Origin of the sequence: Chryseobacterium caseinilyticum (genome assembly GCF_014837145.1) — a bacterium.
Taxonomy (GTDB): Bacteria; Bacteroidota; Bacteroidia; order Flavobacteriales; family Weeksellaceae; genus Chryseobacterium; species Chryseobacterium caseinilyticum.
This window is the reverse complement of sequence record NZ_JACYFS010000004.1, coordinates 207,157-221,946: the sequence shown is the minus strand read 5'-3', so window position 1 is coordinate 221,946 and position 14,790 is coordinate 207,157. Positions and strand designations below refer to the sequence as shown.

The 14,790-nt window shown below is 35.8% G+C and carries 12 protein-coding genes; 10 read left to right on the top strand and 2 right to left on the bottom strand.

What is annotated here, in order from left to right; all coding sequences use genetic code 11:
• Positions 1-8: 8 nt before the first annotated feature.
• Both IC610_RS13885 and IC610_RS13880 read right to left on the bottom strand, forming a co-directional pair.
• The gene (locus tag IC610_RS13885; RefSeq protein WP_191737406.1) at positions 9-3,887 is read right to left on the bottom strand and encodes a discoidin domain-containing protein; all 3,879 of its coding nucleotides are present in this window, start codon (positions 3,885-3,887) and stop codon (positions 9-11) included.
• Positions 3,888-4,027: 140 nt separating this feature from the next.
• Entirely contained in the window at positions 4,028-4,630 is a 603-nt protein-coding gene (locus tag IC610_RS13880; RefSeq protein WP_191737405.1) for a hypothetical protein, read from the bottom strand.
• A gap of 372 nt (positions 4,631-5,002) precedes the next feature.
• Between IC610_RS13880 and IC610_RS13875 the strand changes: the two genes are divergently transcribed.
• The 10 genes from IC610_RS13875 to IC610_RS13830 all read left to right on the top strand — a co-directional run bounded on the left by IC610_RS13875 (position 5,003) and on the right by IC610_RS13830 (position 14,772).
• On the top strand, positions 5,003-5,989 hold the full coding sequence (locus tag IC610_RS13875) for a helix-turn-helix domain-containing protein (protein WP_191737404.1): 987 nt from the start codon (positions 5,003-5,005) through the stop codon (positions 5,987-5,989).
• Positions 5,990-6,234: 245 nt separating this feature from the next.
• A complete protein-coding gene (locus IC610_RS13870; RefSeq protein WP_191737403.1) occupies positions 6,235-7,149 on the top strand; it encodes a dimethylarginine dimethylaminohydrolase family protein in 915 nt (304 codons plus the stop codon).
• 94 nt (positions 7,150-7,243) lie between these two features.
• Positions 7,244-8,491, top strand: a complete 1,248-nt coding sequence (locus tag IC610_RS13865) for a hypothetical protein (RefSeq protein ID WP_191737402.1) — start codon at positions 7,244-7,246, stop codon at positions 8,489-8,491.
• Between the two features lie 2 nt (positions 8,492-8,493).
• Positions 8,494-9,417 carry a citrulline utilization hydrolase CtlX gene (gene ctlX / locus IC610_RS13860; RefSeq protein ID WP_191737401.1) on the top strand — a complete coding sequence of 308 codons (924 nt, stop codon included), beginning with the start codon at positions 8,494-8,496 and terminating at the stop codon, positions 9,415-9,417.
• 23 nt (positions 9,418-9,440) lie between these two features.
• Positions 9,441-9,800: an S-adenosylmethionine decarboxylase family protein gene (locus IC610_RS13855; RefSeq protein WP_191737400.1), complete on the top strand. Its 360-nt coding sequence runs from the start codon at positions 9,441-9,443 to the stop codon at positions 9,798-9,800.
• A gap of 4 nt (positions 9,801-9,804) precedes the next feature.
• Positions 9,805-11,265 carry a DUF4178 domain-containing protein gene (locus IC610_RS13850; protein WP_191737399.1) on the top strand — a complete coding sequence of 487 codons (1,461 nt, stop codon included), beginning with the start codon at positions 9,805-9,807 and terminating at the stop codon, positions 11,263-11,265.
• Positions 11,266-11,268: 3 nt separating this feature from the next.
• A complete protein-coding gene (locus IC610_RS13845; RefSeq protein ID WP_194698927.1) occupies positions 11,269-11,469 on the top strand; it encodes a hypothetical protein in 201 nt (66 codons plus the stop codon).
• A 13-nt stretch (positions 11,470-11,482) separates the two neighbouring features.
• A complete protein-coding gene (locus IC610_RS13840; protein ID WP_056076051.1) occupies positions 11,483-11,698 on the top strand; it encodes a DUF350 domain-containing protein in 216 nt (71 codons plus the stop codon).
• Positions 11,691-13,205: a polyamine aminopropyltransferase gene (locus IC610_RS13835; RefSeq protein WP_191737398.1), complete on the top strand. Its 1,515-nt coding sequence runs from the start codon at positions 11,691-11,693 to the stop codon at positions 13,203-13,205. The genes IC610_RS13840 and IC610_RS13835 overlap by 8 nt, the downstream gene beginning before the upstream one ends.
• Positions 13,180-14,772, top strand: coding sequence for an NAD(P)-binding protein (locus tag IC610_RS13830; protein WP_191737537.1), 1,593 nt, complete (start codon positions 13,180-13,182; stop codon positions 14,770-14,772). Before IC610_RS13835 ends, IC610_RS13830 begins: the two co-directional genes overlap by 26 nt.
• The last annotated feature ends 18 nt before the right edge of the window (positions 14,773-14,790 follow it).

Here is a 14,790-nt window from a genome sequence, read left to right as displayed (position 1 = left end):
TTTAAATTTTATTGTGGACATGTAGGTGTTGTAAAGCATTTCCACGAAGTTCCATCATAGATTTTCAGACATTTTGCCGTTGTGTCAAAAACCATCATACCCTCCACAGGAGTTGTAATGTTGGATAGATTTGCTGTCGTTATTCTCGTTGGCACAAATCCTTTTGTGTTCGATTCTAAAACTGTATGAGCAGATTTTCTAACCATCGGCCAGTTGTCTGTATCGTTTGCTCCGGCTCTTTTTAAAAGGGTAATTCCATGTTTTGTATCGGTGCCTGTACCAGTTGTCGTTGGGTCTTTCAGGCAATAGCATGAAGGAATTCCCTGTACAAGCAAGCCTGCAAAGCCTGGAGTTGAGAAGATTTGCACAATCAGTTCATTTGTTCCCACGTGGAAATCACTGTCCAGTAAGGTTGACTTCTGGTGACCATCAGCATGTCCCTGAACATCTGTAGAGTTGATGTTTTGATTTACGCCATTCACATATACTCTTACAATCTGGTTATCTACATAATAATCAAGTCTTAACTTTAATGAAGCTGCAAGAAGTGGGTCGGAGATGTTAAATTTGTACTTAAAAAAGTAAGTATTTGGAAGCGTGTTGTCTGCACCTGTAATTAGCCCCTGACTGTTGATGTCTTGGCCGTTTTGTGTAGCCGAAATCCATTCAGAATTCCCGAAAGGACTTGTTGCCCATACAAACGGAGGTGTATTGATTGCTTTACCAACAACAATCGCTGGATAAAATAATGCATTGGTGATGCTGTTATAGTTGTAGGTACTTGTAGATGGTGATCCTGTACCGCCTGCAAAGTGCGTGACCGTCCAATTATTATCCAGATTTCTTACCAGCTTTTTTCCAGAACCAGCTGCATCTGTACCACTGCTCACCTTGTTAACGTCTGCGCAAGTCATATTTAGCGGAGTGGTGCCACAAACAATAGGGGTGATCTCTGCAACTCTTTTTCCGTTTCCTGCCACAATCATTCTGAAATAACGTGCATTTACAGGATTTGTAAACCTCACAGTTGTCGGAGTTCCTTTGTCCTGTCTGTGCGTTGTAGTATTATAGTTTGGAAAAACGCCGGAATTAACAGTGGTGAAAGTTACATTATCCGTACTTGTCTGTATAATATAGTCTAAAACTGTATTTCCATTCGTTGTAGGGTAGTAGGTAAATCCGTTTAATACATAATTTTGACCGTAGTCAATAGTAATGTGATTATCAGCACCACTCGTTTGCCAGTAGTTTGCAGCTGTCAAATCATTATCGATCACATGTTGAGCACCTGTTCCTGAGCTGGCAGTTGCAGTTACAGAAGCTGAATTAAGCATTGAAGATTCGGATGTACATATTAGAGGAGTACAAGAGTTTACTGTTACCACAACTGGTTTTATAGCACTACAAGCTCCGCTTTGTCCTTTAATATAATAAGTTCCGGAGGTAGCAACAGCATTTGGATTGGATAGTGAATTTGTCGCTGCAGGATCTGTGAAGTAAGTGTACGTAAGACCTGCATCACTTCCTGCTGTAATTGTAGACGCTGTGAGATCAACCGTAGCGGGATTACATACAGCCGATGGATTGGTAATAACCAAATTTGCGACTGTTGTAGGTGGATTTAATGTTACAGATGTTGAAGATGAAGATGAACATCCAGCAGTATTTTTTACAAAAAAACTATGAGTTCCTGTTGGAAGGTTGGTTAAGACAACATTTGAAGTCATACCATTGGTTTCAGAATTGTCAAAATTGTCGACCAAAGTCCAGTTTCCATTTGGTAGATTTGTGATTTGAACACTGTTTGATGTACTACAGTTCGCTTGTGTAACAGTTCCAATTTGAGGTGTAGCTAAAGTATTCACAACTACGATTGATTGGTTGAAAGTTCTTCCACATGCATCAGTAACCTGTACCTGGTAGGTAGTTCCCACGGGTAGGCCATTAAAGATACCAGTCGCCTGGGCAGGTCTTACAATTGTTGATAAAGATGAATCATATAAAGTGTAAGTGTATGGTGCCTGACCACCTGCGGCAACTCCAGTGATATTTCCATTACAAGATATCAGACTTCCAAAAGTAAGCGCTGATAAGGGTGCTACGACAATCGTTTCTTCATAAATGTAGTCTGTACCCGCAATTCTCGGGATTCCATTGATGCCGCCGATACCCGGATAATTTACTTTAGCACCGTTCACGCCTCCAAAACGTACTTTGTATGTTCCCGGAGGAACATTCGTAAATTTAATAGAACCAGAGTGATTTAAGGTTTGAACCAAGGTTTCTGTACCATTCGCGTTTATTCTATACAATGACCTTGTGTCTCTGTCCTCAGGAGATATTTTGTGAGTCAGATCTACATTTCCGTTGGTGTAAGCACAATAGCTGATGGTGTGGCTTGTTGTACTGTTTCTGATACAAGATGTTGTAGAATTAATTGTTGCAGTAAAAGTATTGGTTCTTCCGCAGGCGTCTTCATACTTAATCGTGTAAGTTCCCGGTGCGAATTGTTTTGGTCTTGTTACATTATCATCACTCGCGGGACTTCCGACAATAATATTGGTTCCCAATTGGAAAATGTTTGAAGAGGACGTGGAGTTATATGTATAAACCTGAGGGTATGTAAGTGGAGCCGTAACTGTAGTATCTCCCAAAGTAGACGTCCAGCTTGCAGGTCCCGCAGTAATTGTAAATTTTATGGGGAAAGATCTGGCAAGATTACTCTGTAATGAAACATTTAACTGTCCTGCATCATCTACAAATGGTGAATATGAGGTCGGTCCGGCACAGGTAGTATGACTTGCAGTGGAATTGGCAGGTGCAGAGTGCATCATATTTTCTGTTATTACCTGTCCGCAGGCATCAGTATAGGTAATTTTATACTGTACATCATATTTCATTCCGGAGAAAATCTGAATGGATTCCTGCCAAACATAATTTGGCGGATAGGTAAAGGTCAAAGGATTTCCATCGATATCTAAAGCCGTTGCTGAAGGATTATTCACTTCGGTCGCTGTAATCGTTATAGGCGCAGTACCATAGTTTAATGTTCGAATAAAACTGTAGCCACTCAAACAGGTATTGACTGTAGATTGTACGTTTGCAAAATTATTATTAGTAGGCACTTGAAAGTTAGGCGGAAGTGCTAACGTTTTAGTACTTGCAGGTCTGTTACACTGGTTACTGTTTAACTGAGCCGTAATCGAACCACCTAAGAAGAAAGCTACCGGCACTTCCGAAATAATATTTCCGATGTACATAGGGTTTGCTGCGGCTCTCGGTATTGTGAGCGTATTATTGGCTGGTGTATAAATTTGGTTAGCACTATTTTTAAATGTCACGCTGAGCGTTTGCCCTGTCTCAAATCTCCAGAATTGAGTTTTAATTACAAATGTATCTCCGCAAGTTCCACCGGAAGAGGTTGTTCTTCTGATGGCCGTTGTGTAATCAATATAAAATTCAGGGTTTGTTGGCTGTCCCATATTAATTGCCTTATCCGCACTGGTGTTCCCACATGCATCAATTATATCTACTGCAAATGTACCCGCTGATAAATTGGGAACTACAAAAGAAGTATTGTTCCCAATAGGATATGGAGTAGGATAACTGGGATGAATGCCTCCACCAACACCCGTTAAAATTCTTATTGAATACGGTCTGTTTGCATTGGGAGCCGATGCAGAACTGCTTTTAATATTAGTGATATTAAGGTATCCGTCTGAACCACCGTTGCAGGTCGGATTCCAGGTTTCGACCTGAAAATTATCATCAGGTCTTACGCCTGGCGTTGTACATTGCGCATAACTTTTGTTATGAGCAAATACAAAAAGAGCTAAAAAGAAGCACCATTTTGCGAGATTTTTTACTGTGCTGTTTTTTTTCATCATGTTTATATAAAAGTATTCGTCAATTCATCATTAAATTTTTTTTAAAAAAATAATGTGAATTCTTATTGAAATTTTGAGCAATGTGATAATCTAATTCTTGATTTTTTAAATCATAGAAATACAGTTATCTTTAAGTAATTTTAAATTGAATTGGATAGAAAAGGTGGCGGTCGGGTACAGAAAGTGAGCCTGAAAGAACTGTGTCTTACTTGATCGGAAAAACTTCCGGTTTCCAATTCTCTTCCTAAACTGAAAAGTGAATTGCTAATGGCTTTTTCTGTTTTTAGCAAAAATAATTTACCAAAGTCCACCTGTGCAATTGCGCGGTTATTCTGTGCGCTGTTCGAGAAAGAAACTCCCGAAGTAGTAGAAGGAACTAATTTTACCTTACTGCTTTTTGCAATGTCAATTTGAATTCTAACGGGAGTTTTAGATTTTAAAGCTTTTATTTTTCCCTTTAAAACAAATTTCTTTTTTGGAGTATTTTTTTGAGAATCTGATGCAGAGGATTTGTCAATTCCCACAATTGTGGCACCTCCCTGTACTTTTATTTCTCCAATTACTGAAAATCGGATTGAAGTAGATAAAGAATCGTTCTCAGATGGTATCGTTTTAGATTCAGGAAAATTTGCGGATGCAATACAGAAAATATGACATAACAAAAATACCAGACAGATTTTTTTTCTGCCCATTGCCCGAAATAATATTCCGAATAATTTTGGATTTTGTATTGTAATCATCATTTTACATCTTTTCAAAATACTTAGCTCGTTTAAGTATTGCTTTTAAATTTATGCTGTGTGTTTTCGGTTACAAATCTTGTGTTTTTTAGGATAAAATTCTTCAGACTTGTTAGTCAATCTGTTAATTGCATAGTATTATTATTTTTTACTTTGATTTTCAGTGTTTTACAGATTGTTGTTTTATGAATTAACTTATTTTTATTTAAAATAACTTATCACACATCTATTCTCAATGTTTTATTTTAAGAAAAAACTTGATTTGGCTTGAATATTTTCAACTGTTACAGAACTTATCATAATATTTTTAGTCACAAGTTTTTGATTTCTAACTAGAAATCATTTATTTTGCACCCTCAAAAAAACACACTAAAAATGTTCAACACAAATGATGAACTGGATTCTAAGAAAAAAGAATTCGGCAAAATTTTCTTTTATTCAGTCGCGGCTGTATTTGCTTTTTATTTACTTTTAAGTCTATTCACTTCAGATGTAGTTATTGTTGCGAAAGGCGCTTTATTATTTGCTTTTTTTCTAACTACCTATACAGGTTTTATAATCTCTAAAACCAAATTTGACTTTTTTATTATTTTTAGAATTATTGTGTTTGCCCTGGCGATATTCATTATATATATGTGCTTATTGCTTTCTAATATTTCAAGAGCAATATTTTTCCTCTTCGTTCCTATTATCATCATTACACAAATTCTTTTCTCAATGCGGCTATCGGTTGTATTTACAGTTGTGCTACTTGTACTGTCGTTTTTTATTACAGAAATAGCTACACATTTCAATTTTGCACTAAAAAAAGATTTCTATGATTACAATCCCTTCATATTAAAAATCCAGGAATATCTTACACTTGTTATTGCCATCTACTTCTCGTTTTTTGGACTGTATTATAAGAATGAATTTTTGAGAATTGTTCTTAAAGGCGAGTTAGTCCAGGATATCGAAGATACTATTGAAGAAGATAAATCATTGAATACCGAAGAGGCAGATGAAACTACTTCAGATAAATATCAGATTCTGTATGACAGAATTATCAATTGCTTTGAAGTAGATAAACCTTTTCAGGATGCAGAATTTAATATCAGAAAACTGGCAGATTTGGTAGATTCCAACAATACTTACGTTTCAAGATCGCTCAACCAGATTGGAGACAAAAAATTTAATCAATTGGTTAATGAATATCGCATCAGGCAGGTTCTGGAAGATTTAAAAAATGATACGCATCAAAAATTTACCATAGAACATATCTACACCAATGCGGGTTTTTCTCAGCAATCTACATTCAACAGGATTTTTAAAGAACAGACTGGGAGCACACCTTCAGAATACATTAGAAACAGTCAAAAGTAAACTGATTTAAAATTTAACAGAGATATTGTGCTTTAAAGAAGGTCTCTTTTTCATAATTTTCATCTGCTAAATATTGATTTTCAAGATGTTTTTATTGAAGAATATGAGATACTCAAAACTATTGAGAAAGTCGGTAAAGTGTCTGAAATAAAAACCTTTCTACATCACAGCCGTTTGTTTATATTTGTGGCAAACGCTATGTGAAAAATGCTTTGTTTAAAGCATGTACATCAGAAGTACTTTTTATGGAATTAAATATTAAAAACGAAACCGGAAGGCTGAGGTCCGTGGTTTTAGGACAACCCAAATCTATGGGCGGAGTTCCAACTTTGGAAGAAAGCTACGATGCCAAATCTTACCACACGATAGAGCTCAACATTTACCCAATTGAGGAAGACATCATCAAAGAAATGAATGCTTTTGAAGCCGTTCTCAAGAAATATGATGTGCAGGTGTTCCGTCCCGATATTATTGACGATTACAACCAGGTTTTTGCCAGAGATGTAGCTTTTGTGATTGATGATAAAATGATTATTTCCAACGTCATCGCCGACAGAGCAGATGAGCAGGAGGCCTACAAAACAGTTTTTGAAGAAGTAGCCTGGAGAAAAATCATCAACCTTCCGGAAACTGCTCATATTGAAGGGGGCGACGTGATTGTATGGAACGATTTCCTTTTCATCGGAACATGTTTCAGTGAAGACTATAGAAGCTATAAAACTGCCCGAACCAATGAGTACGCTATCGAAATTCTGAAAGAGTACTTTCCAAAGAAGAGAATTATCGATCTTGAACTGAAGAAAAACGACAGAGAGCCTTACAAGGGAATTCTGCATTTGGACTGCACTTTTAACCCGATTGGCAAAGACAAATGCATTATTTACAAAAACGGTTTTGTAGACGAAAGCGATTACAATTTAATCATCGATATTTTCGGGGAAGAAAACTGCTTCCATGTTACGGACGAAGAAATGTTTGAAATGGTACCTAACGTTTTTTCAATCTCTCCGGAAGTTGTGGTTTCAGACAAAGCATTTACAAGAATGAATGACCACCTCAGAAACGAGTGGGGAATAACTGTTGAGGAAATTCCATACAGAGAAATTTCGAAGATGGGAGGTTTGTTGAGATGCTCAACAATGCCTTTGGTACGGGAATAAATTGACAAAACTATATTACATATTTGCATTCCTGTATTTGAGTATGAATGGTCAAGCTCAAAACATTGATTGGAAAAAAATCTTTTCCGGCGATATGTCAGCTTACAAACAACACAATATTATGTCGGCTTTATTATTAAAAGATGGAAACATCATTAATAGAGTTGAAGTTTTTGCGGATAAAAAAGAAATTGTGGTTTCTAATGAGAGCGGCGTTTCTTTTTTCAGTTACGATTCACAAAACAGATTAAAAAAAGTAAGATTCAAAGATGATTGTTTCAGAATTTCCTATTTCGAAAATGGAATGATAAAATCTGTAGACAGAGAACGAATAAATGAGATGGAACCTGGTATTTCTGTTATAACCAATTTTCGCCCTGATGTAAAAAATCCGAAAAGCATTAATTATAATAGCTATCTTACAAACACTAAGACCGGAGATCGTAGTCAAAAGAAAAAGCGGTATGTGTTTAATCAGAAAGATTCTTTACTCAGTTTTTATGAAGATTCTTTTGAAAAAGGATATGTCAGAAAATATTCAAACAGTACAGAAACAAGTAAAAGCATCCATGAAAATGGTTTTACAATAGATTCCACGTATCGGTCAAATAATAAAGAGTTTCGGTACTATTTTTCGAGGGAAAACGAAAAAGATCTTATCATAAAAAAAGAAGATTCTATTTATACCGAAACCTATTTACACGGAAAGATTGAAACCAAAACGGTTCAACACAGCGGAACTATGTATGAAGAGAATTTTTATAATTCTCAAGATATTATTAAGAAAAAATATTTTTACTACTTTGCTGATAATGATGCCTTTGTGCTGTGGGAAATCAGGAAGACTTACACAAACGGAAAAATAAAAAGTGAATTTCCCTCAAAGAGATATTATGATCTAATAAATCAAAAATTGATTAGAAATAAGAAGAAATTTAGAGTTGAACAACAGATTATGGGAGTGTGTGGCGGCGCAATCTCTGAAAAAAGGCGAAATTTTTACTTTCCGGTTTATCATATTTACTCTCCATCAATTTTATTTTCAAAAAGAGTCAACCAGCGTATTTCAGACAATTTGGATTTTGATACTGTAACAAATGAATTAGAAATAATTTATAATAAAATAAATACTGATGTTGCGATGAAAAAAGAAGATTATTTTAGCGAAAATTCAGACTTGCCTCAATATTCTGATAAACATTTGAAAAATTTTATTGGCAGAGAAAATTACATCATAGAACTTAAAACAAAAGATGGGAAAACCTACTCCCGAAAATTAACAGAAAATCTGGAAGATTTTTCAATCATTTTAAACATTTTTGCAACCTCAGAAAACCAATGACAATGCAGACAACAGATACAGTACTAATGATAGAGCCGGTAGCATTCGGCTACAACGCAGAAACGGCAGAGAACAACTACTTTCAGGTAGAGCAGAAAGATGCAGATATTCAGTCTAAAGCTTTGGCAGAATTTAAAAATTTTGTCGGAAAACTGGAGAGTAAAGGTATTAATGTCATTACCATCAAAGACACCATTGAGCCGCACACGCCGGATTCTATTTTTCCCAACAACTGGGTGAGTTTTCATAAAGATGGAAAAGTAGTTTTGTACCCAATGTTTGCTGCCAACAGAAGAGTGGAGCGTCGTGAAGACATTATCGAAAGCATCAAAAATGAAGGATTTATAGTAACCGAAACAGACGACTGGTCATTATCAGAAATTCACGGTCACTATCTGGAAGGTACGGGAAGCATGATTTTCGATCATGATAACAAAATTGCTTACGGTTCGGTTTCTTTAAGATTGGATGAAAATCTGTTCAGAGAATTCTGTGAAAAATATGATTTTACGCCTGTCGTTTTCCATTCGTTTCAAACCGTGGGAGAGGAGAGACTTCCGATCTACCATACTAACGTGATGATGTGTGTGGCAGATAAGTTCGTGGTAATTTGTGTCGACTGTATCGATGATGACGCGGAAAGAAATAACGTAGCTGAAACCATTAAAAATTCAGGAAAGGAAATCATTGAAATCTCTGAAGCGCAGATGCAGCAGTTCGCTGGAAATATGCTTCAGATACAGAATAAAGACGGCGAAAAGTTTTTGGTGATGAGCCAGACGGCTTACAGGTCTTTAGATGAAACTCAGGTTTCAAATATTGAAAAATATTGTGAAATTATCTATTCAGATTTGAATACCATTGAAGTGAATGGAGGAGGAAGTGCACGTTGTATGCTTGCTGAAGTTTTTCTCCCGAAAAAATGATATATTTGTCAAAAATTATTTAATTGAAGCCATTATCAAATAAAGGTTTACACATTCTTCTAACTTTGGAAACAGAGTTAGAAGATTTGTTATTAGACAGTGTGCAGTTTCTGGAATATATAACCAATATTTTAGAAAGTAAAGAAGTGGAAATTGTGGGTGTCACGAATCATGATTTTGAAAACCAAAGCTTTACCTCTGCAGTCTGTCTGAAAGAGTCTCACCTCTGCATTCATACCTGGCCGGAATTTAAGCAGCTTACTTTTGATGTTTTTCTTTGTAATTATACACAGGACAATACAGAAAAAGTCGAGCAGATTGCTGACGGCGTCATCAGGTATTTTGGTGCTGAAATTTTACAGGAACACAAGATTTACAGATAAAAAGATGCATTACATTTGTCCCTCTTGTAATACAGAAAATAAATCAGAGCTTACCTTCAATATCACAGAATATATTTGTAAGTCCTGCAGTAAACTTATTGATGTAAACAGAAATTCATCTCAAAAAGCTGTCAAAAAACCAACCGAAAACGTTGTTTTGGAAGTCGGTCAGAAAGGTGTGATCGAACATGTTGAATATACCGTCATCGCAGTTATCGTCAGAAAATACGGTTCAGATATTTTCTGGAGAGAATATTTCCTCAAAGATTACAAAAATAACGACGCTTTTCTCAGCGAAAGTGATGGTCACTGGATTTTTTTGAAGTCTGTTCATTCTGAAGATGTAAAAAAGGAACAGAATGACAGAATAGCTGTTTTAAATACAAAAAATTACCGCTGGTACGAAACTACGCCGTGTTCAATAGATTCTGCAACCGGTTTTTTCGAAGACAAACTGAGTTTTAAATTGGCAAAATACAAAGAATACGTCAACGGAACCGAAATAATTTCTCAGGAACAGTCTGGAAATACGAACCACTATTTTTTTGGAAAACATATTTCTAAATTTACCGTTAAAAAATCTTTCGGAATTTCTCAAATGCCCAATTATTCGGGAATAGGGATTGTTCAGCCTTATTATTTTGATATTAAACAAACGGTAACTGTCTTCTGTATTACAGGGCTTCTAATTTGTCTTTTGCAGCTCTATGTATCATATTCCAGAACCAATAATATTGTTTTTGAGGAAGCTATTAAATTTGAAGACGTGAAAAGCAGGGAAATGATTTCCAAAAGTTTTACACTTTCGGGCGGGTCTGCTCCATTGAAGATTGAGTCGCATTCGGACGTAGATAATTCATGGGCAAATTTTCAGTTGAGTCTTGTCAATGAGCAGACGAATGAGATCACGTATGCTTCAAAAGATATTGAAGAATATCACGGTTATGAAGACGGAGAAAGCTGGAGTGAAGGAAATAAGTCTGCGGATTTTAATATTTGTGGAGTAACATCCGGGAAATATCATTTTGCTGTTTCTGCCGAAAAAGATGGTTCCGTAATCACTCCTTTGGATCATTTAAGATCTCCGGATTCCCGTGTAGAAATATCCAGAGATAATACGGGATTAGTGACTGTTACCGAAACAGCTTTAGGAAACAGTACAACTTTCAGCGATGGAAAATCTTTAGAGAAAGACACTTCGGCTGTTGCAAAATTGGCAAGGGAATCTTTCGGCCATCAGAAACTGGATTCTTTAATTAATGCCGAGGCGGTTAATTCATCTACAACTCCCATCAATAATTCAGTTACTGTAAAAGCAACCTGGCTCCCGGTCTCATTTTGGAATTTTATCATCATTTTAATTACGATGATCATCATTTTCAGTATCATTTACTGGGGAAGATATCTTTTCAATGTTTCTAAATGGAAGAACAGTTCCAATTCACCATATCCTCAAAGTTCATAAATCATGGAAAACATTATTAATTATATCAAAAAGCATTTTATGATTCTTCTTTTAGGGAGCTTTTTTCTGGGCCTATTCGCCTACCTGACGTATGATGGAAACCAACTTTGCGACTGCGAAAAAACAGAAAAGTACCGGGACGGAACAACAAGAACTCACAGAACAGGCGGAGCACACGGATTTTACAGATATTATCACAAATAAAAAATAAAACATTATGGAAAACATAAACTTTTTACCGGTAATCAATTCAGTAATTTATTCATTTTTAGGAATTGCAATTCTGTTAGTTTGCTACGTCATCATCGAAAAACTGACTCCTGAAAAAACATGGCATGAGATTGCACAGAACAAAAATGTAGCGTTGGCAATTATTTTTGGTTCGTTTATTATTGGGATTTCCATCATCATCGGTTCGGCGGTTCATGGATAAAAAAAGACTGTCTTTAGAACTTCTTTTACTGTCTTCAGTATTCGTTATTGCAACTTGCGGATTGATTTACGAATTGGTTGCAGGAGCTTTGGCGAGTTACCTTTTGGGAGATTCTGTGAAGCAGTTTTCTTTCATTATCGGCGTCTATCTCTTTTCGATGGGAGTGGGTTCTTATCTGGCGAAATTCATCAAAGGAAGTTTAATAGATAAATTCATCGAAATTGAAATTCTGGTCGGAATTGTAGGTGGAATAAGCTCTGTCGTCCTGTTTCTGTTATTCAATACAATTGGAAATTTTGAATGGGCCTTATATACTTTTGTTTTTATAACGGGATGTTTAGTTGGCCTTGAAATCCCTTTACTGATGAACATTCTGAAAGATAAAGTTCAGTTTAAAGATTTAGTTTCAAACGTTTTCGCCTTCGATTATGTAGGAGCTTTATTGGCATCCATTTTATTTCCGTTGATTTTAATTCCGAATCTTGGAATTATTAAAACACCTCTTTTCTTCGGGTTAATTAATATTTCGATTGCTATATTTTTATGTTTTTATTTGAAAAAAGACTTAAAAAATCCTTTTTCCCTTAAAATAAAATCTATTGGAGCTTTCCTCTTGCTTTTGGTATTATTCATTTTTTCAGACAGAATTTTATCGTTTTCTGAAGAGAAATTATATGGTGAAAATGTAGTTTATACCAACAATTCGCCTTATCAGAGAATTGTTTTAACGAGAAATAATAAAGAGTTCAGATTATATTTAAACAACAATCTTCAGTTTTCTTCCACCGACGAATACCGTTATCACGAAGCTTTGGTTCATCCCGCAATGTCTATGGCAAAGAAAGTTGATCATGTTTTAATTCTTGGTGGAGGTGACGGTTTTGCCGTTCGTGAAGTTTTAAAATATAAGGACGTTAAAAATATCACGCTCGTTGATTTGGATGGTGAAATGACGGATTTCTTTAAAACCAATGAAACAATGCGCCAACTCAATCAGAGCTCATTGTCTGATAAAAAAGTGAAAGTTATCAATAAAGATGCGTATATCTGGATTAAAGAAAACAAGGCAAAATTTGATGTCATTATTATCGATTTTCCCGATCCGTCCAATTACAGTTTAGGGAAACTTTATTCATTGCAGTTTTATCATGAGCTTGAACAAGCAGCAACTGCGGATACAAAAATTGTGGTTCAGACCACTTCACCTTACTTTGCACCGAAATCTTTCTGGTGCATAGAAAAAACGGTGAATCAGATTTTTCCTTTCACAAACGCTTATCACACTTACGTTCCGTCTTTCGGAGAGTGGGGATTTTCTATGGCGTCTTTTGAACCGATTAATAATAAAATTTACAGAAGAATTCCGAATCTTAAATTTTATGACTACAACTTTCCGCAGATGTCGTATTTCACAAAAGATATGAAAGCAGATTCTGTGGAAGTCAACCGTTTGGATAATCAAATTTTAGTACGCTATTTTGATGAAGAGTGGGGCAAAATACAGTAGAAAAGATTTCCTCAGAACCATCGTTTTAGGCAGCCTTTTTCTTCCTTTTCTGCAATATTGCGATAAGAAGGGCAAATCTTTTTTGCTTAAAATTACAGGAACCAATCATGTTCTCGGTCACCGGCTCTGGGCTAAAGATTTTCCTGAATTTTCGGAAGAAATTCATACTAAATATCTGATTGTTGGTGGCGGAATTTCCGGTCTTTCGGCCTGTCGGTTTTTAAACCAGAATAAAGAGAGCAACTATCTTCTTTTGGAAATGGAAAATCATCTTGGCGGAAATTCTTCCGGCGGACAGAATAAGTTTTCAAAATTTCCTTTGGGAGCGCATTATCTACCTTTACCCAATAAAGAAAATACAGAAATTATCGACTTCCTGAAAGAATGTAAAATATGTTTGGGAGAAGATGAAACAGGCGAGCCGATTTTAGACGAATATCAAATGACTTTTCCGCAGCAGGAAAGGTTGTTTTATAAAAATTCGTGGCAAAATGATCTCGTTCCTCAAAAAGGAATCTCCACTGATGTTCAGGATGAACTGAAGCGGTTTTTTGCATTGATGAATGAATTTCGTTTGAAAAAAGATCATCAGAATAAATATTGGTTTGCTATTCCTGTTGAGGATTCGGGTAGGGAAGAGGAGGTTTTAAAACTTGAAAAAATCGTTTTTAAGGATTGGCTGAGTCAAAATGATTTTAAATCTGAAGAACTGCTTTGGGTTCTGGATTATTCCTGCAGAGATGATTACGGATTAGGTATTGAATACGTTTCGGCATGGTCCGGAATTCACTATTTCGCCGGAAGAAAAAATAACTGGAGCAAAAAATATAAAGATCAGATTTTTACCTGGCCTGAAGGAAATGCAAGATTGGTTACCCATTTTTCAAAACACGTTGAAGGCAAAAAAATGACTCAGAATTTAGTTTTTGATGTTCATTTGAGAGAAAATCACGTTGAGGTTCTAAGTTTCGATATTGTTCAGAATAAAACAAAAAAGATTATTGCCGAAAAAGTTCTTTTTGCAACACCTCAGTTCGTCAACGGCAGAATTTTTAAAAATAGAAATACAGAATCTTTCAGTTATGTTCCATGGCTTTTAACCACCATCACGCTGAAAAATGATTTTGGCGGAGATGAAGAATTAGCGTGGGATAATGTGATTTACGGTTCTGAAGGGTTAGGATACATTTACGATCAGCATCAGAATATTGGTCAGATTACGGGCGAAAAAGTCATCACCTACTATAAAAGTTTTTCTTCGGACGATTGCAGAAAAGCACGGAAGAAACTGTATTCTATGAAAGAAGAACAGCTTCGGAATATGGTTTTGGAAGATTTAAAAAAAGCACATCCTTTAATTGAAGAATATATTGTAGAAATACAGTTTCACAAAATCGGTCATGCGATGATTGCTCCGGTTCCGAATCAGATTTTTGGTAGAGAAACCGAAAAAGCAAAAATGTCTATTGACAACAGGATTTTCTTTGCGCATTCAGATTTATCCGGAATTTCAATTTTTGAGGAAGCCTTTTATCAGGGAATCAGAACTGCAAAGGAAATGTTGTGATCCGATCAGTAAAAAACT